Raw genomic sequence first — 17,853 nt, forward strand, 5'->3', positions numbered from 1 at the left:
CCCCGGCCAGAGGATACCAGGGCGCCGGGGACATTCCGACACGCGGACCGGCGCCCGGTTCCGCCGGTCCCGTCGGTTTCGTCGATTCCGAGAGATCGCCGGCCCGCGCTCAGGCGAGCGGCGCGCACCGCTGCGCCACCTCGACAACGGCCTCGTCGAGCAGAAGCTCGCGCTGCTGCCCGCCCTCTCGCTCACGGATTGTCACGGAGCGGCGCTCGGCTTCGCGCCTTCCGATCACCGCGACGAGCGGGATCGCCGCCGCGTGCGCGAGGGCGATCTTCCGCGAGAGCGTGTCGTCCCCCGCATCGAGGATCGCGCGCACCCCCCTCCGCTGGAAGCCGAGGAGGACCTCTTCGGCATAGGCGCGCTGCGCGTCCGTCACAGGAACGACGACGAGCTGCTCCGGAGATAGCCAGAGCGGCAACGCGCCCCGAGTTTGCTCGAGCAGGATACCCAGGAAGCGCTCCACGCTGCCGAACAGGGCGCGGTGCAGGATCGCGGGTCGCCGGCGCGCGCCCGACGCGTCGACATAGGTGATGTCGAAGCGCTCCGGCAGCACGAGATCGAGCTGGATCGTGCCGCATTGCCAGCTCCGCCCGAGCCTGTCGCGCAGCACGAACTCGAGCTTGGGCCCGTAGAAGGCCCCTTCCCCGGGCTGCAGCCTGTACTCGAGCCCTGCGCTCCTCGCCGCGCCCGACAGCGCCGCCTCCGCCCTGTCCCACACCGCGTCGCTCCCGGAGCGCTCGGCGGGGCGCGTCGAGAAGCCGACCACCATGTCGCGGAAGCCGAAGCCAGCATAGAAGTCGCGCAGCGCGCTGGCGAAGCGCACGACCTCGGCCTCGACCTGCTCCTCGACGCAGAAGATGTGGCCGTCGTCCTGGGTGAACTGGCGCAGGCGAAAGAGGCCGTGGAGCGTGCCGCTCGGCTCGTCCCTGTGCACCATGCCGAGCTCGCCGATCCGCAGCGGGAGATCCCGGTACGACGGCGCCATGCGCGCCACGATCTGCATGTGACCCGGGCAGTTCACGGGCTTGATCGCGGCGGCGTGATCCTCCTCCTGCAGCCGGAACATGTTCGAGGAGAAATTGTCCCAGTGGCCGCTGGCCTTCCAGATCGCCTGCCGCAGGATGAGCGGCGTGCGGACCTCTCGATAGCTGCCACGCATCATCTGGCGCCGGACCGCCTCCTCGAGGAGGCGATAGAGCGTGAACCCGCGCGCGTGCCAGAACACCATGCCTGGCGCCTCCTCCTGGATGTGGAACAGGTCGAGGCGCTGGCCTAGATACCGATGATCGTCTTCGTCGAGCATGTCAGTCTCCGTCGGCGGTGGCCGGCCAGACGGAGCGCTGCAAAGCGACGTGCCCCGTCCGGATCCCGGCGGGGCTTGGTTTCTCGTGTGTTTGTCAGCTCACCGCATGCACACGAGACCCATCCCGCCGGTGCGGGTAGTGGTCGTCGTGGTCGCGGTGAAGCCGGCGCTCACGTGGACAGGTGTATCGCGGCGTCCAGATCACGTCAAGCCGGACGGACGCACAGCGACCGCGCGGGACAGGAGCAGCGCGCCGGTGAAGAGGTAACCCGAGCAGGACCGGAAGACATCGTAGGAGCGGCCGAGCAGCGGAGCGCTCCGAAGAATGTCGCCGATGCGCCACATCTCCTCGTGGCGCGTGATCTCGAAGCTCTCGCCGCCGTCGATCATGCAGAAATCGTAGGTCAGGATCACCCGCACGGGGTACGCGCAGCGCGGAAACAGCCTCAGGTACAAGGTGCTGTCGACCAGCGCGCGGCCCGCGTCACGCGGCTCGGAGAGCCGGACGTTCAGCTGAGAGACGTCGAGGTCGAAACGGCCGCCGACGCGAGATCCCGAGAGGCCGACCTGGTACGTCTCGATCCCGCGCACGCGCCGCCATGGATTGACGAACTCGATGCCACGGGCAAGGTAGGGATAGACCTCCTTCTCCAGCGTCGCGATCGGGACCTTCGTGTCGTACATGAGGAGCGAGAGGCGTCGGAAGCGCGCCTCCAGGTCGGCGAGCCCGAGGCGCGGCATCGTGGGGATCGTGAACGGGAGGCAGTTCACTTTTGTCGCCATGTCGTGACTCTCCATCCGGGTACGCCCCCCGCCGGGTGTGAAGCGCCGGTCCGGGCGCGGAGCGATGAAGGCCGAGACGCAATGGATGGGCCGCGGCGGAGCGTGCTGGAGGTGCGTGCTCTGCGGCGCGTCGCTCCGCCCCGCGCGCCGTGTGTGTGCCGCCGCGCAAGTCGCTCGAAAGGCGCTGTTCTCCGCGTGGTTCAGGGAGAGAATCGGCGCGTCCGCCGTGGATTGCCCTGGTCCCTGGGGCGCCCGCGGTTATCTTCCCGCGCCGTTCGGCACGAGGCGCGCGGCGTTTCGCCCTCTCTGCCGGCGGCGAGTCACGAGGAGAAGAAGTGTCACGGGTTGTGGAGCGCATGGCGAAGGCCGCCAGCAGTCTCACGGAGCGGCGCAGAGCCGCGGCGCGGCGAGTCGCCGCGTTCATGGCGCTCACCCTCGCCTCGGCGGGGTGCGCCGCGCAACGAGCGCCGGCGCCCGCCGCGCAACGAGCGCCGGCGCCCGCCGCGCGCGGGGGCGCGGACCCCGGCGCGCGCGCGGGAGCGCCGGCGCCCGCCGCGCGCGGAGGCGCGGACCCCGGCGCGAGCGCGGCGGCCGAGCCGCTCTTCCGTGAGGCGGAGTCGCTCGCGGGGCGCTACCGCGTGCTCGGCGTGCAGCTCTTCGTGCTGGACCAGGCCGATGAGGCAGGCGCGGCGGGGGAGCGCGGCGCGGCGCGGCGGGCGGCGCTCGAAGCCGAGGCCACGCGGCTGCAAGCGGGCGTCGCGGCGGCCTACGCCGCGCTGGTCGACACGCCGGCGCTGCGCGCAGCGGAGCAGCGGCCTCGAGCGCTCCTCGCGCTCGCGCGGGCGCTCCAGGACGGCGGGGACGCGCGCGGCGCCGAGGCGCGGCTGCGCCAGCTCGCCCTCGAGCACCCGGCGTCCGGCGAGGCGGCCGAGGCCTACCTCGCGCTGGCCGACCTGGCGTTCGCCGCGGGGCGCCTCGATGAGGCGGTGAGCGCCTGCGACGGCGCGCTCCGCGGCGCCTCGGGGGCGCCGCTGCGCAAACGCGCGCTCTACGTGAAGTCGTGGAGCCTGCGGGGCATCGGCGGCCGAGGCGCCACCGAGGGGGCCATGAGGGCGCTGCGCGCGATCGTGCGGCTCGGCCCCGCGCGCGCCGGCTCGCTGGAGGCGACGATCGACGAGGCCGCGGAGCGAGAGCTCGTCGAGCTCTACGCGGCGCACGGCGACCTCGCCCAGGCCCGCGCCTTCTTCGCGGGCGCGGGCGAGCGCGCGGGTCCGCGGCTGCTCGGCGAGGTGGAGGCCCGCGCCGCGCGGCGCGGGCGCCCGGAGCCGCCCGATCGACCGGCCCTGTGAGGAGCGCCGCCGCCCGGGAGCCTCACCCTTCGCCTGCGTCGATCCGGAACCGCGGCGCCTCGATGCGCTCCCCCCGGCACGCCGGGCAGCGGCTCGGCTTCGCGAGCGACCGCCGCTCGTCGAACGCGTAGCCGCAGCGCAGGCAGCGCGCCGGCGCGACCGAGAGCCGCTCGCCGCGCGCGCGCAACGAGCGCGCGAGGTGCTCGAGGTGCGGCGCCACATCGCGCTCCCGCATCCCGAGGCGGGTGGAGAGCTCCCACGCGGTCGCCGCTCCCCTGCGGAGCTCCTCCAGGAGCGCCTGCCGCACCGTCTCCGACCGGGGCGCTGGGCTCGGCGGTGGCTTCGGGTCGCTCATCGCTCTCCGCGAGCGTGACACCGCGGCGGCGCCGGTCCAGCGCCGATCGCTCGCGGCTCGCGCGAACGCGCTCGCGCGCTGGGCTCGCGCCGCGCTCCAGCACGGCACGGCCAGGGCAGGCGCACAGGTGCTGCCTCTCACGACGGCGGGGCAGCGCAGCGCGGCAGAGCCCGCGCGGCCATTGCGCTGCCCACAGCGCGCACGGAGAATGCCGCTCGGAGAACAGCAGCGCATGACCCCGTGCCCGTCCGACGACGCCCTGGCCACCTGGCTCGCGGGCAACTTCCCGCACGACGACGCGGCGAGCATCCGCGGGCACGTGGCCGGCTGCGACGGCTGCCGCGCGCGGCTCTCGACGCGCCCGAGCGAGAGCGACCTCGGGGCGCCGCTCTTCCTCCACGCGACGCACCAGCGCTTCAGCGCGAGCGAGCCGCCGTCGTCGCCCCCGCTCTCCTGGGCGCCGCCCTCGGCCTTCGACGACTACCGCGTGGTGCGGCCGCTCGGCCGCGGGGGCATGGGGCAGGTGTACCTCGCCCACGACGAGGTCCTCGACCGGCCCGTCGCGCTCAAGTTCGTCGCGGCGGACAGCCCGGATCCCAGGACGATCGAGCGGCTGCGCGTCGAGGCCCGCGCGATCGCGCGCCTCCAGCACCCCAACGTCGTCGCCGTCTACCGGATCGGCGAGGTGCGCGGGCGGCCGTACATCGCGTACGAGTTCGTCGAGGGCGAGCCGCTCGAGCTGCTCCCGAAGCCGATCCCGTGGCCGTCCGCGCTGCGCCTGGCGCTCGGCCTCGCCCGCGGGCTCGCCGCGGCGCACCGGCGGGGCGTCCTCCACCGCGACATCAAGCCGGCGAACGTGATGCTCGACGCGAGCGGCGAGGTGAAGCTGCTCGACTTCGGCCTCGCCAAGCTCGCCGATCGGCCCGGCGCAGCCGCCGTCGACGCGGGCCATCGCGCCGCGCCGAACTCCGCCGTCGCGCCCGCGCCGTGGGCGCTCGCGGACATGTCCGCCCTGACGACCGCGATCCCGGTGGCGCTCGACGCCGCCTCCGCGCTCGGGGCCGCGAGCCTGACCGACGGCGGCATGATGATGGGCACGCCGCTCTACCTCGCGCCGGAGCTCTGGGCGGGCACCGCCGGCACGCCCCGCTCCGACGTCTACGCGCTCGGGCTGGTCTTCTACGAGCTGTGCGCGGGCCGGCTGCCTCACGCGGGGCTCGAGGTGCACGCGATCGCCAGCTGGGTGACGGCGCGGGCGCTCCCGCCGCTGCGCTCGATCTGCCCGGACGTCCCGGAGATGCTCGCGGCCGTCATCGATCGCTGCGTCCTGCGCGAGCCGGAGGCGCGCTTCGCGTCGGCCGAGGAGGTGCAGGCCGCGCTCGAGGAGACCGAGGCGCTCTGCCGGGCGTTCCAGATCGTGCGCCCCGCGTCGTCCCCGGCGAGCGCGCAGGACGCGGGCGCGGACGTCGTACGCGCGTCCTTCGAGCGCCTCGCCCCGCGCGCCGAGGCGCTCGTGACGCGCTTCTACGAGCGGCTCTTCGCCCGCGAGCCTACGCTCCGGGCGCTGTTCCCGCCGGACATGCGCGAGCAGCGGCTCAAGCTCGCCGCGGCGCTGCAGCTCGTTGTCGACAACCTGCGCGCGCCGGACAAGCTGGTCGAGATGCTCGAGGCGCTCGGGCGCCGCCACGCCGCGTACGCCGCGTTGCCCGAGCATTTCGACGCCGTGGGCCGCGCGCTGCTCGAGGCGCTCGAGGAGCTCGAAGGGGACGCGTGGTCGCCCGTCACCGCGCGGGCCTGGGCGGGCGCGTACGCGCAGGTCGCCGAGGCGATGCGGCGCGGGCTCGAGGCTGCGCGGGAGGGGGTGGTCTCCTCCACGCGGGCGCCCGCGCGGCTGCACGCCGCGGAGACCCGCTTCGCCACGAGCGCCGACGCGAGCCTGGCCTACAGGACCGCGGGCGCCGGGCCGATCGATCTGGTGCTGGTCCAGGGGTGGGTCACGCACGTGGAGGCCGCGTGGGAGGGTGCGCTCATCTCCCGGTTCTTCGCCGAGCTCGGCGCGTGGGCGCGGCTCATCGTGCTCGACCAGCGCGGCACCGGGATGAGCGAGCGCGAGGGCGCGGGCGCTCCGGCCGAGCAGCAGGCGGAGGATCTGCTGGCGGTGCTGGACGCGGCCGGCGTGGCGCGGGCCGCGCTCCTCGGCGTCGGCGCCGGGTTCGCGCCGTGCGCGCTGCTCGCGGCGGCGCACCCGGCGCGCGCGCGCGCCCTGATCGCGCTCGGGAGCGCGGCGCAGATGTCTGCCTGGCCGAGGTGCCTCTTCGGGCTCGCCGGCGAGGACGCCGAGGAGGCCGAGCGCGCGCTGCGGAGCGGCTGGGGCGAGCCGCTCTTCCTCGATCGCCTGGCCCCGTCCGCGGCGGATGACGGCGCGTTCCGGCGCTTCTGGGCCGCGTACCTGCGCCACGGCGCGAGCCCGGGCGGGGCGGCGCGCATGCTCCGGGCACACGCGGCGGCCGACGTCCGGCCCGCGCTGGGCCGGGTGAGCGCCCCGACGCTCGTGCTGCACCGGGCCGGCGATCGGGCCGTCCCGGCGGCGGCCGGGCGCGACCTCGCCGGCCGCATCCACGGCGCGCGCTACGTCGAGCTGCCGGGCGACGATCACCTGCCCTTCGTAGGCGAGTCAGGTCCGCTGCTCGCCGAGCTGCGGGCCTTCCTTGGGGCGGATGCCGGGGGGAGCCCCGTCTCGAGCCTCGTGCCCTCCGCGGCGCTCGGCGCTGCCTCCGGCGGCTGACGCGCTCCGCCAAGCACGCGGTGCGTCGTCGCCCGGCCCGCGCCGCGGAGCTCTCGTGGACACTCCTGCGCTCGCACGACGCGCGCGCCTCTCGGACGCTCGCGCTCGCTGCGCTTCCTCAAGCGATGTTTGCCCGCGCCACGATGAACGATGAGCTCGAGTTCAGCGTGCGGACGTCCGCGTCTCCGGCTTCGCCCGATATGACTTGAGAGTTCTCCTTATCTCGATGTCTCGTCAGAGAATGCAGAAACATCCTATCTACCTTGCGGTCCAGTGATTCGCCCGCTAGCTTGAATTGATGATGGGATGGTCACGCCCGTTGACCTGCTGTGTCGCTGCCGTGCTTGGCGTATTCGCGAGCGCTTGCTCCGGGACGGAGCAGGGCTCCGCCGGCGCAGCGGCAGGCGGGGCGGGCGCCGGCGGGGCGGGAGGCGACGGCAGCGCCGAGAGCGCGGGCGGCGAGAACGTGGGCGGGGGCGCCGACTGCCCTCCTGGTGAGGGAGGCTGTCCGTGTGGGCCTCTGGGTCAGTGCGACGACGGGCTCTGCTGCGCAGGCAGCATATGTATCTCGGAGTGTGCCAGCGCCGATGATGACGCGATGGTCGACGACGACTGCGACTGGCGGGGAGGCCTGCAGGACCCCTCATTCGAGCGCTCGGATACGTGGGGCACCACGGGGGCAGCGCTCGTCTCCCCCGAGGTCGAGGGCAACGGCAACCCGGGCGCCGGCATCATCGGGAGAGACGCGGTGTGCCAGATGGCCGGCTTCTATCAGCGCGTCTCGATGCCGGACCTCGCGTGCGCCGGGCCGCTCCTCCTCACGTTCGCCGCGCGCATCGGCTGCGAACTCGCGATGGACTGCCTCGGCCCTCCGGGGGTCGGGGTCCGGATCGACGGCGGTATCACCGACCTCGATCTCATGCCCTCTTCGTCCTTTGCCCCGCAACGCGTGTGCCTGGGAGAGCGCGCCTACGGCAGGCCGATCGAGCTGCTCCTCGGGCCCGCCCGGCGTTCTCCCCTGTGCGATGAGGACACCGGACAGGATTTCACGCTGATGTTCGATGACGTCGCCCTTCAGCCTGATGAAATGAACGAGTGCCCGCCGCCTGGCCAGGTGCTGAACGGCGACTTCGAAGCGGGCGCCGCCGGCTGGAAGGCGACCCCCGAGAGCGGCGTCTCCGAGATCGAGGGCGGCCTGGGCCAGGGCGGCGGCAAGGGCGGACATCTCGCCACCACGCTGTTCTGCCAGGTTCCCTCGCTCGAGGGCACGCTCTCGGCGCCCTTGCCGTCCGCCGCGCTGCCGAGCCCGGCGCTCCGCATCTGGAGCCGTGGCAGCCCGGGGGCGATCGTCGACGTGATGCTGAGCGCGCACCGGCTGACGGCCCTGACGGGCACGGGCGAAGCGCAGGTCTCGCATGCCTGCTTGCCCCGGTGGGCGCTCGGCATGGCGCACCGCCTCGCGTTCGCCTTCCGGAACCGGCACAGCCAGCCGTGCATGGACGAGAACCAGCGGGATTTCACTGTGGATGATCTCGCCATCGTCTCTGACGACCGCTGCCCCGGGGACGCGCCGCTCTTCGACCCCGGCTTCGAGAATCCCGGCGCCGACGCGGGGCTCTCGCCGACATGGGTCCTCAACGCGGAGGACCCCGCGCGCGGCAGCGCCAGGCTCGCGGTCGACGCGGCGGCCGCGCACGCCGGCGACGTCTCGCTCTCGCTGTCCGTGCGGAAGCCGTGCCGCGAGCCCTCGGCCTCCACCGTGTTCACCGTCCCCGAGCCTCAGGGGACGGCCGGTCCGGCGCTGAAGTTCTGGTACCGCACGAGCCACCTCCTCGCGGCGACCGCCACCTCGATGCCAGGAGGCGCCCTGGCAGCCAGCGAGCGCTGGTCACAACAGACGATCTGCCTGGATCCGCGCACGGCGGGCAGGCCCCAGCAGCTCTCGTTCAAGATAAGAGCCAGCGGGACCTGCGATGCGCCGCTCGACGACGAGGCCTTGCACGTGGACGACGTCGAGGCGACGACCGATCCCTCCTGCCCGGCCTCGCCGGTCCCCTGAGCGGCGGCGTCCTGGCGCCTCGATTCCGTCGCCGGGCAGAAGGTGCCTGTCGGCTCAGCCGCGCTTCCGGCCCACCAGGATGACGATGGGATAAGCGAAGTGGACCTCATCCCCCCGGAGCTCTGCGCCCACGCCGAGCGCATCGACGCCGACGTCGGCGCGGTAGAGGGCCCGGAGCCGGTCCGCTCCGCCGGGCTCCGGGAAGGAGGCCCGGAGCGCGGCCTCGAGCTCCACCTCGAGCCGGTACCGCGTCGTCGTCTCGATCTCCAGCCCCGCCGCGTCGAACAGGGCGCCGAGCTCGCGCTCGGTGAGCGCGCTCGCATGCGAAGGATCGCGGATCTTCTCGGCGGCGTCGTACGCCGCCCGCTTGTCCTCGGCGGGCGCCACGTCGATCACGGCGACTCGCCCGCTCCTCTGGCACACGCGGGCCATCTCGCGCAGCGTCACGAGCGGCTCCAGCAGGTGATGGAAGCTGTAGCGCGTCGTGACCAGGCGATAGCTCTCGTCCGGATAGGGCAGCCGGCTCGCGTCGCCGAGCTCCCAGGTGACGTTGGAGAGGCCGAGGCTCGCCTGCCGCTTCCGCGCCTCGTCCAGCATGGCCGGGACGATGTCGAGCCCCCGCACGCTCGCCACGCGCTGGGCCAGCGCGCAGGCGACGATCCCCGGCCCGCAGGCCACGTCGAGGGCCGCGTCGCTCGGCGCCGGGGCGAGCGCGTCGAGCAGCAGCCCCATGGCGGATTCCGCCGAGTGGGCCCGGACCTCGGCGAACGGCCTGGCCTGGCGGGTGAACTGTTCCTGTATCAACGCATCGTGCGCCGTGGGAGTGGCTTGCTTCATGGCGATCGAGGGTGGACGCTCTTCGGCTTTACGGCTGCCGGCGAACGGACAAAGATCACCGCCGAGAGGCCACGCCTTGCAAGCCCGCGTCCTGACCCCGACGGAGACCACCGAGCACCTCGCGCGGCTCGGGCTCGACCATGCTCACGCGCGCGCGTTTTCCTACGAAGACGAGCTGCCGGGAGCCGTGTACGGCTGGCACACCCACGCGCGGCACCAGCTGCTCTGTCCTCTGGCCGGCACGGCGTGCCTCGAGGTCGAGGACGCGTCCTTCCTGCTCCCCCCGCAGCTCGCCGCGCTCATCCCCGCGGGCGAGCGGCACGCCACGACCTGCCGCGACGCGTCCATCGTCTCGATCTATTTCGAGCCCGCCGCGTTCCCTTCCCCCCTTACAGCGGTGAGGATCTTCGAGATCCCCGCGCTCCTGCGCGAGATGGTGATCTACGCGCGCCGCTGGCCGGTCGCGCGGCGTCCGGACGACGCCGCGGCCAACACGTTCTTCGCGGCGATGGCGGACATCATCGGCCCGCTCCTCGATCGCGGCGCCACGTACCGGCTGCCCCGCGGCAAGACGCGGCCGGTGCAGCGCGCGATCGAGTGCGCGCTGCGCGACGTCTCCAGCGCCGATCTCCCGCGGGCCGCGGCGTTCGCCGGGGCGACCGAGCGCACGCTGAGGCGGCGGTTCCGCGAGGAGACCGGCGTCACGTGGCGCGGCTTCGTCACGCGCGCGCGCGTGCTCCGGGCGATCGACCTGCTCTCCAGCCCGAGCGCCAGCGTCACGCAGGTCGCGCTGGACGTCGGCTTTCAGAGCCTCGGCGCGTTCGCCGCCGCGTTCCGCGCCGTCACCGGCCAGACGCCGAGCGAGTTTCGCAGGACCGCCCGGCCATCGCCGGGCGGCAGCGGACACAAGAGCTGATCTGAGCCGGCCTGACGGCGCGGATGCGACCCTCGACGAGCGCGCCGCGGACGGCGGCGCGCGGCGTGAGGTCGCGGGTTACTGCGTGATCGCCCGGAGGTCGAGCATCTCTTCGACGCTCGGGACCACGATGAGGTCGCAGCGGCGGTTCTTCTGCCGGCCCTCGTCGGTGTCGTTGGTCGCGACCGGATCGGTGTCGGCGAAGCCCGCCGCGCTCCAGTTCGCGACGGGGAGCGCGCCCCCGCCGCCCTTGACGTCGGCCGGGCTGACGAGGAACACGAGCACCTCGCGGGCGCGCATCAGCGACAGGCCCCAGTTGTCGCGGAACTGGCCGCCCGCGAGCGGCTTGTTGTCGGTGTGGCCGGCGACCTGGTAGTCGCGCTGGAGCAGCGACTTGTCGTTCTTCACGACCGTCGCCACCTTGAGGAGGATCTCCTTGCCCTCCTTCTTCAGCGTCTCGCGCCCGGAGTCGAAGAGGACGTCGCCCGGCAGCGAGATGACCATCCGGTTGTTCCGGATGTTCACCGCCAGGCCGAGCTTCGTGAGCTCGTCCAGCTTCTTCTTGAGCGTCTCGAACCGCGCCTTGATCGCCTCCAGCTGGCGGGCGCGGGCCTTGAACTCGGCGAGCGCCTTCTCGCGCTCCTCCAGCGTCGAGCTCAGCTGCGACACCTGCGTGCTCGTCGCCTGGAGGTTCTCGTTCAGCTTGCCGATGTCGACGCCGGCCGCCTCGAGCTGCTTCGTCAGCTCCGCGACCTTCGCCTGGGCCGCCTCGAGCTCCTTCTGCGTCTCGGCGAGGCGGCCCTCGGTGGTCTGGTGCTGGCTCTGAAGGCGGTTGTACTTGTCGAGCTGGGCCTTCCACTCCTCCTCGGAGTAGCCGCACCCCAGCGAGGACGACGCGATGACAGCAGGCAGGAAGGCCGCGAAAGCGGTTCTGCGGCCTTTCAAGACACGAGGGTGCATGAGCACGCTCCTTCACTCTAGTTGGTGAACATGAGCTGGGGCCGATCGCCCGGCCCGCGCCCGGTTCCAGGTGACAGCGGCCTGTCAGGCCGTGCGGAGGCGTACCCTACCGAGGTCGCGCGCGATTGTAAAAGGCCGCATCGAGCCGCCCGACCCGCCGCCTCGTGTGCCTCTCCATCGCCGCGCCCTGTCGCCGCGTCAGCCAGGCGCGGCGCGCTGACGCAGCGCGTGTATGCGCCATCGCAACACAGGTACGCTTGTCCATTGTTCCCGCCTGCGCACCTGCTAATGGGACGGCCCATGGCCTATCGCATCACGCTGATCCCGGGCGACGGCATCGGCCCGGAGGTGGTGACGGCGACTCAGGATGTGGTCTCCGCCGCCGGCGTCGCCGTCGACTGGGAGATCCATCACGCGGGCATCGAGGTCGCGAAGCTGACGGGCTCGCCGCTCCCCCTCCCCGTCATCGACGCCGTGCGGAAGAACCGGATCGCCCTGAAAGGCCCGGTGACGACGCCGATCGGGGGCGGGTTTCGCTCGGTCAACGTGACGCTCCGGCAGACGCTCGACCTCTACGCGAACGTGCGGCCGATCCGCAGCCTGCCGGGCGTCGACCCGCGGTTCGACGTCGACATGGTCATCGTGCGCGAGAACACCGAGGGGCTCTACGCCGGGCTCGAGCTCATGATCCTGCCCGGCGTGGCCCAGAGCATCAAGCTCACGACCGAGCGTGGCTCGACGCGCATCGCGGAGTTCGCGTTCCGCTACGCGAAGAAGCACGGCCGGAGCAAGGTGACGATCGTCCACAAGGCGAACATCATGAAGATCTCCGACGGCCTCGCGCTCGACTGCGCGCGGCGGGTGGCCGTGGGGCACCCCGAGATCCAGCTCGGCGAGATGATCGTCGACGCGGCGGCCATGACGATGGTCCGCGATCCGAACCGGCTCGGCGTGATCGTGACGGAGAACCTCTACGGCGACATCCTCTCGGACCTCGGCGCCGGCCTGGTCGGCGGGCTCGGGATCGTGCCCGGCGCGAACATCGGCGACGACGCGGCGGTCTTCGAGGCGGTGCACGGGTCGGCGCCGGACATCGCGGGCAAGGGCTACGCGAACCCGACGGCGCTCGTGCAGAGCGCCGTGATGATGCTGCGGCACCTCGGCGAGCACGACGCGGGCGATCGGATCGAGCGGGCGCTGACGACGCTCTACCGGGCCGGCCAGGTGCGCACGCGCGACCTCGGCGGCGCCGCGAGCACAAGCGACTTCACCCGGGCGCTCTGCGCGGAGATCGAAAGGCCTCGCGCGGAGGCCTAGCGGAGGGCATCCTGATCCCGCAGACGTGGGATCCGCCTTCACGTGGCTGCTCGAGTGGTGCGCCGAGCTCGTCGGCGCGACGGACGGGGCTGCCGGCGCCGAGAGCGACGACGCGAGGCGCCGGCGGCGGCTGCTGCTCTTCCTCGCGCTCTCGTCGATCGTCGCGGCGAGCTACTTCCTCAGCGAGATCTGGGGCGTGAAGGGCCTGCTCCCGGCCGCCCTGTTCTTCGCGCTCGCGGTGAAGGCGACGCGCGCCGTCCTCGACGCGCGCGCGTCGCTGTGGCGCGCCGCCGCGCTCGACCTCGAGGATCCAGCGCAGCGCCCGCGCGCTGGCGCGGATCCGTGGTTCTCGCCCCCGACGGCGAGGGTCCTGCGCGCGCTGGCCGCCGTGATCGACGCCGCGCGCCGCGAGCGCTACGCGGCCGCGCTGGAGCGGCTCCCGTCGGTCGATCGGGCCGCGCTCCGGCCCGACGAGGCGCGGCTGCTCGAAGCGGCCCGCGCGCTGCTCTCCCTGGGCCTCGGCGACCCGGCGCGCGCGGCGCAGCAGGCGATCGTCGCGCTGCCCACGGGGATCGACGCCATCGACGCGCGGCTCGGCCGCGTGGTGATCGCCGACGCGTGGAAGAGCCCCGCGCGGCTCGAGGCGATCGATCGCGCGTGGCGGCAGGAGCTCCAGGGCGGCGTGGCCTCCGAGGCGCTCGAGCGCCTCCTGTCGCTGTCGCGGCTGCGCTTCGCGCCGCACGCGCTGGAGGCGCTCCAGCCCGTCGAGGCGCGCGCGCTGTCGGCCGAGGCCTGGTCGATCGGCGAGGAGGAGCTCGCCGCGGCGCTCGAGTCCCGCGCGCGGAGCGGCGTCTACCGCTGAACCGGCGGCTCATGGCGGCGGCTCGCGCGGCTCACGGCGGCGGCTCGCGCGGCACGGCGGGCGCGATCTCGCGCTGGAGGCGGAGGCCGCCGAGCGAGATCTCGACCACCGCCGCGAGCCGCTCCGCCACGAGCTGCTCCGCCGAGGGCCCCGCGGCGCGCGTCTCCGCGATGAAGGCGAAGCAGCGCCGGCCGGAGCCGCCGAAGGCGACCGCGAAGCCGTCGATCGGCGCTCCCGGCGGGGTGTCGGCGACGCCGATCGCCACGACCGTGTCGAACCCCTCCGGCACGTCGATCCGGCGCTCGGCGGCGGTGAGGCCCTCGCCGGGGCGCGGCAGGTCGCGCCAGAGCCGCGCGCGCGCCTCGCACGCCGCGCGGCTCGCGCGGCCGTCCTCGCGCCAGGTGCGCACGAGCAGCGACGTCGACGACGCGGCGTGGGTCGCGACGAGCCAGGGGCCCTCGCCGTCCTCGACGCGGAAGCCGCGCGCGTCGGGCAGGGGGAGCCGGAGATCGAAGCGATCCGAGCGGTATTCGCCGAGCTCGCCGTCGCCGAGCGTCGACGCCGCCTGCGCGGGCGGCGCGGGCCTCGGCGGCTCGGGCGGCGCGGCCGGGGCCGGCGCGCACGCGGGCGCCAGGGCGAGCAGCGCGGCGGCCGGCGCGAGGGCGCGGCGCGGCGCGCGCGCCTTCGGCTGGGGCCCATGCCCCGGCGCTCCTGCGGGCTCGGCGCGCGGCTCCGGCCTCATCGCGTGAGCAGCACGAGCAACGCGCCGGCGCCGCCCTCCGCGTCCGGGGCCGTCGCGAAGGCAGCGACGTGGCGGGCGACGCGGCCGTTGCTCAGCCAGGCCGCGATCTCCCCGCGGAGCACGGCGTGGCCGCCGGGCGAGTGGTTGCCCTTGCCGTGGACGATGGCGACGACGCGGTCGCCGTCGCGCTGGCGCTTGCAGACGAACGCCTCGACGGCCTCGCGCGCCGCCTCGAGCCTCAGGCCATGCAGATCGAGGGTGCCGTCGACGGCGTAGCGGGCGCGGCGGAGCCGCCTGAGCTCGCGCGGATCGACGTCGAGGCGCCGGCCCTCGATGCGCTCGCTGTCGTCCGTCGTCTCGAACTTGATCCCCTCGATGACGAGCGAGCGCATGCGCGAGCGCGCGTCCTCGTCCGGATCGAACGCGATCGTCGGGAGCGCGGCCCGCTCGACGCGGCTGGCGGTGACCGGGATCCGGGTCGCGCGATCCTCGAGCACGCGGACGCCGGCCATGTAGATGGCGAAGGTCTCGGGGTCGACGGGCCGCGGCGCCTGCTCGGCGCCTGCCCGCGGCGCCGCGCCCGCGCCCGGGGGCGCGGGCGATCTCGTCTTGGGCTTCGCCTCGGGCGAGGACGCCGGCGCCTTGGACTTCACCTCGGGCGAGGACGCCGGCGCCTTGGGCTTCGCCTCGGGCGACGACGCCGGCGCCTTGGGCTTCGCCTCGGGCGCCGGCTTGGCCTTGGGCTTGTTCAGCTGCCGGAGCGTGGAGAACGGCTGATAGAACGCCTCATTCGCCTTGCGCGCCGCCTCCTTCGCGGCTCGCGCCGGGCTGGCCGTCGTTCTCGTGTCTCTCTCGCGCTTCGCGCCCTTCGCCATCCCCCAGAACATCGCTCGCGAGGCCGCGGAGTGCAAACCGGACGGCTTCGATGCCGGCGAGCTGCCCGTCCTCGAAGTGCCAGTCGGGGTCGTCGAGGCCGGGGAAGTCGTGCGGGTTGCGGATGTCCTCGGCCGTGAGCGTGGGGATGAGGCGCCGCGCGAGATCGATGACCTTGGCCCTCTGCGCTCCCTCCATGGCGGCGAGCAGCTCGAAGATGCGATGGAAGAGCTCGGCGGGCGAGGGGGCGGCTTGCGGCGCGCCGGGGCGTGCCGCGTCGTGAGGGCGCATCGGGCGCAGCATACGCCATCGGGCCGGGCGCGCTGCGCGCCCCACCGCGGCGTGCCCGGCCGCGCGCGCGGAGCTCAGCCGCCTCCCGCGCGTGGGAGCCCGGGCCGCGGCGAGGGGAAGCGGGGCTCAGCCGGCACCCCGAACGGCTCGTCAAGCGCGCAGGCGAGGGCGCGCCGTGACCGACGCCCCCGCCCTACGGTTCCACTCCGCGCGGCGCGAGGAACGGGGACCCGCCCCGCCCCTGGATCGAGGTCAGCGAGGCTCTCCGAGGCTCATGACCGGCGCGGGGGAGTCCGCTGCCGGCGCTGCATCTGATCGCCCGTGGTCATGGGGCCGCCCGTGGGGATGAAAGCCCCCGTAGGGCCGGACGGGTCTGAACGGCCGGAAGTGCCCATACGGCCTGTGCGGCCGGAAGTACCCATATGGACTGTGCGGCCAGATTGGCCTGAACGGCCGGAAATGCCCGTGATATGGGACATCATCCGGAGGAATCCTGGCGTCGGGGAAGTCCGAGGTCGTTGTCTCCTCGACGAGCACGAGTTCCTGGATGGGTGTCGTGCTCTCCGCAGCAGCGATCTGCGCGGTGCCGAGCGCCATTCCGAACAGCGCCAGGGCCCCGAGCGCTTTCACCAGCTTCATCACGGAATCCTTTCACGATGCGAGCGCCTTGCCGGGCGTCATCCCGTGCGGGCTGCGTCCATGGCGATGCAAGCGTGAGGCCCGTCCGCGGCGGACCGCTGGTGCCGCGGGCAGCGTCGCGGGTTCCTGATCGCCGCGGCTCGGCGCCGCGCACGCGCATCGCACGCCGCAGGGCGTCGCGTGTGCGCGCGGTGGACAGCGACCGGTACCGGCCTGCGCGCGTGCGCGTCGAACTCGACGCGACGGCCCCCTGCCCGGCTCAGGGCGTGATCAGGACATTCGACAGATCATCGACGATCCTGCCGACATCGCCGCCGTCGAGATTGACGAGCACGGTGATAGAAGCATCCTTGTCGACCGCGTAATAAGACGACGACGTGAAGCCCCAGATACCGCCGTCGTGACCAACCTGGACGCCGAGCGGAGATTCCCTGCGCGACAGCCCGAGGCCGTACCCGGTGACCTCGCCGAGGGGCGCGTCGACCCACGCGGTCATCTCTTCGAGCTCGGCGGGGCCGAGCAGCGTGCCGTCGAGCACCTTGCGGTAGAAGCTCGTGAGGTCGCCCGTGGTCGAGACCAGCGCGCCCGCCGCGCCGGCCGCCGACGCGTCGATCGCGGAGGTCATCTCGACGAGCTCCCCGCGGCTCCGACCGTAGCCGTGGACGAGGCCGGGCAGGGCCTCCTCGGCGCCGTCGAGGTAGGTGTGCGCGAGCCCCGCCGGCTCGAGGACGCGGGTGCGGAGCAGCTCGCCGATGGGCTCTCCCGAGGCCGCTTCGACGATCAGGCCGGCGATGATGTAGTTCGTGTTGGAGTAGGCGAAGCCGCGCCCTGGCTCGAAATACGGCGGCTTCGACGCCGCGAGCTCGATGAGCTCCGCGGGCGTCCACGTGCGCGTCGGATCGTCGAGGGCCGCGTTCCAGAACTCGTCGAGCGCCGTGTAGTCGAAGACACCGCTCGTGTGGTTCAGGATCTGTCGCACGGAGATCTGCTCTCCGCCGGGGATACCGCCGACGTACGCGGAGACGGCGTCGTCGAGCGACAGCCGGCCTTCTGCGCGGAGCATCAGCGCCAGCGTGGAGACGAAGGTCTTCGTGATGCTCCCTGCGCGGAAGAGATCGCCGGGCTGGATGGCCACGTCGGCCTCGGTGTCCGCGACCCCCGCGGCGCCGAGCCAGCTGCACCCGCCGAGGTGCACTGCGGCTGCCGCGCCGGGGAGCCGCTGCGCTGCCACGGCCGCGTCGAGCGCTCTCTCTAGCTCGACCGAGAGCTCGTCGCACCCGGCGCCCGGCGTATCGTCCGAGCCGCCGGGTCCAGCTGCGGCGCTACCGACTCCGATGCTCCCACCGCCATCGTCGCCTATCGCGGCCACCATGTCGAGCGGAGCAGGCGAGGAGCTCATGCACCCCGTGAGCAGGACGACTCCAATGCAAGAGAAGAAAGCGGTCGGCCGAAGAACACGGCTCATCGATCGGATCTCCATGGCTTCCCCGTGAGGTCCATTGCTGCGCTCCGCCGCGCCGCTCCCGAGCTCCAGGGGCGGCCCCGCGAAGGACGCGCATCAAGACGCGACGGGTCCGACCGTGTCAACCGGCCCGCAAAGATGCGAGTGCTCTCGCCCACGCTGGACGCCGATAGCGCAGCTTATCGCGTGAGTCGGCAGACAGGCCGTTCCCACGAATCATGCGCGCTCGAGGATGGAGGCGTGCACTCCCGTCGACGCGCAGCTCCCGCGCACGGGTGGCCTTGCGGCGTCGATCCCTTTCATCCCACACGCAC

At 73.3% G+C, this 17,853-nt stretch carries 15 protein-coding genes; 6 read left to right on the top strand and 9 right to left on the bottom strand.

Annotation, left to right across the window (positions count from 1 at the left end; translation table 11 throughout):
• Positions 1 to 109: 109 nt before the first annotated feature.
• On the bottom strand, positions 110 to 1,309 hold the full coding sequence (gene thrS / locus WME79_RS35305; RefSeq protein WP_437523987.1) for a threonine--tRNA ligase: 1,200 nt from the start codon (positions 1,307 to 1,309) through the stop codon (positions 110 to 112).
• A 201-nt stretch (positions 1,310 to 1,510) separates the two neighbouring features.
• Entirely contained in the window at positions 1,511 to 2,092 is a 582-nt protein-coding gene (locus tag WME79_RS35310; RefSeq protein WP_437523989.1) for a hypothetical protein, read from the bottom strand.
• Between the two features lie 335 nt (positions 2,093 to 2,427).
• On the opposite strand from WME79_RS35310, the gene WME79_RS35315 reads away from it, so the two are divergent.
• The gene (locus tag WME79_RS35315; protein ID WP_437523992.1) at positions 2,428 to 3,441 is read left to right on the top strand and encodes a hypothetical protein; all 1,014 of its coding nucleotides are present in this window, start codon (positions 2,428 to 2,430) and stop codon (positions 3,439 to 3,441) included.
• Positions 3,442 to 3,463: 22 nt separating this feature from the next.
• Here the strand turns inward: WME79_RS35315 and WME79_RS35320 are convergent, their stop codons facing one another.
• Positions 3,464 to 3,796: a transcriptional regulator gene (locus WME79_RS35320; protein WP_437324296.1), complete on the bottom strand. Its 333-nt coding sequence runs from the start codon at positions 3,794 to 3,796 to the stop codon at positions 3,464 to 3,466.
• Positions 3,797 to 4,028: 232 nt separating this feature from the next.
• Between WME79_RS35320 and WME79_RS35325 the strand changes: the two genes are divergently transcribed.
• Both WME79_RS35325 and WME79_RS35330 read left to right on the top strand, forming a co-directional pair.
• Positions 4,029 to 6,581: an alpha/beta fold hydrolase gene (locus WME79_RS35325; protein WP_437523994.1), complete on the top strand. Its 2,553-nt coding sequence runs from the start codon at positions 4,029 to 4,031 to the stop codon at positions 6,579 to 6,581.
• A gap of 598 nt (positions 6,582 to 7,179) precedes the next feature.
• Positions 7,180 to 8,640: a hypothetical protein gene (locus WME79_RS35330; protein ID WP_437523997.1), complete on the top strand. Its 1,461-nt coding sequence runs from the start codon at positions 7,180 to 7,182 to the stop codon at positions 8,638 to 8,640.
• A 54-nt stretch (positions 8,641 to 8,694) separates the two neighbouring features.
• Here WME79_RS35330 and WME79_RS35335 read toward each other — a convergent pair whose 3' ends face one another.
• Positions 8,695 to 9,477 (bottom strand): class I SAM-dependent methyltransferase, encoded by a 783-nt coding sequence (locus WME79_RS35335; protein WP_437524000.1) that lies wholly within the window; start codon positions 9,475 to 9,477, stop codon positions 8,695 to 8,697.
• A 76-nt stretch (positions 9,478 to 9,553) separates the two neighbouring features.
• Here WME79_RS35335 and WME79_RS35340 point away from each other — a divergent pair, with 76 nt between their 5' ends.
• Complete coding sequence (locus WME79_RS35340; RefSeq protein ID WP_437524003.1) at positions 9,554 to 10,393, top strand: AraC family transcriptional regulator; 840 nt, start codon at positions 9,554 to 9,556, stop codon at positions 10,391 to 10,393.
• A 78-nt stretch (positions 10,394 to 10,471) separates the two neighbouring features.
• On the opposite strand, the gene WME79_RS35345 is transcribed toward WME79_RS35340, so the two are convergent.
• A complete protein-coding gene (locus WME79_RS35345; RefSeq protein WP_437524006.1) occupies positions 10,472 to 11,353 on the bottom strand; it encodes an OmpA family protein in 882 nt (293 codons plus the stop codon).
• 300 nt (positions 11,354 to 11,653) lie between these two features.
• Here WME79_RS35345 and WME79_RS35350 point away from each other — a divergent pair, with 300 nt between their 5' ends.
• Both WME79_RS35350 and WME79_RS35355 read left to right on the top strand, forming a co-directional pair.
• The gene (locus WME79_RS35350) at positions 11,654 to 12,670 is read left to right on the top strand and encodes an isocitrate/isopropylmalate dehydrogenase family protein (protein WP_012239050.1); all 1,017 of its coding nucleotides are present in this window, start codon (positions 11,654 to 11,656) and stop codon (positions 12,668 to 12,670) included.
• Positions 12,671 to 12,695: 25 nt separating this feature from the next.
• A complete protein-coding gene (locus WME79_RS35355; RefSeq protein ID WP_437524010.1) occupies positions 12,696 to 13,532 on the top strand; it encodes a hypothetical protein in 837 nt (278 codons plus the stop codon).
• Between the two features lie 31 nt (positions 13,533 to 13,563).
• Here the strand turns inward: WME79_RS35355 and WME79_RS35360 are convergent, their stop codons facing one another.
• The 4 genes from WME79_RS35360 to WME79_RS35375 form a co-directional block, all read right to left on the bottom strand.
• A complete protein-coding gene (locus tag WME79_RS35360) occupies positions 13,564 to 14,274 on the bottom strand; it encodes a hypothetical protein (RefSeq protein ID WP_437524012.1) in 711 nt (236 codons plus the stop codon).
• Positions 14,271 to 15,149 (bottom strand): Smr/MutS family protein, encoded by an 879-nt coding sequence (locus WME79_RS35365; protein WP_437524015.1) that lies wholly within the window; start codon positions 15,147 to 15,149, stop codon positions 14,271 to 14,273. Before WME79_RS35365 ends, WME79_RS35360 begins: the two co-directional genes overlap by 4 nt.
• Positions 15,061 to 15,438 carry a hypothetical protein gene (locus tag WME79_RS35370; RefSeq protein ID WP_437524017.1) on the bottom strand — a complete coding sequence of 126 codons (378 nt, stop codon included), beginning with the start codon at positions 15,436 to 15,438 and terminating at the stop codon, positions 15,061 to 15,063. The genes WME79_RS35365 and WME79_RS35370 overlap by 89 nt, the downstream gene beginning before the upstream one ends.
• A gap of 898 nt (positions 15,439 to 16,336) precedes the next feature.
• Positions 16,337 to 17,542, bottom strand: a complete 1,206-nt coding sequence (locus tag WME79_RS35375) for a serine hydrolase domain-containing protein (RefSeq protein ID WP_437524020.1) — start codon at positions 17,540 to 17,542, stop codon at positions 16,337 to 16,339.
• Positions 17,543 to 17,853: the final 311 nt, after the last annotated feature.

The organism is Sorangium sp. So ce726, from assembly GCF_051521405.1.
Taxonomy (GTDB): Bacteria; Myxococcota_A; Polyangia; order Polyangiales; family Polyangiaceae; genus Sorangium.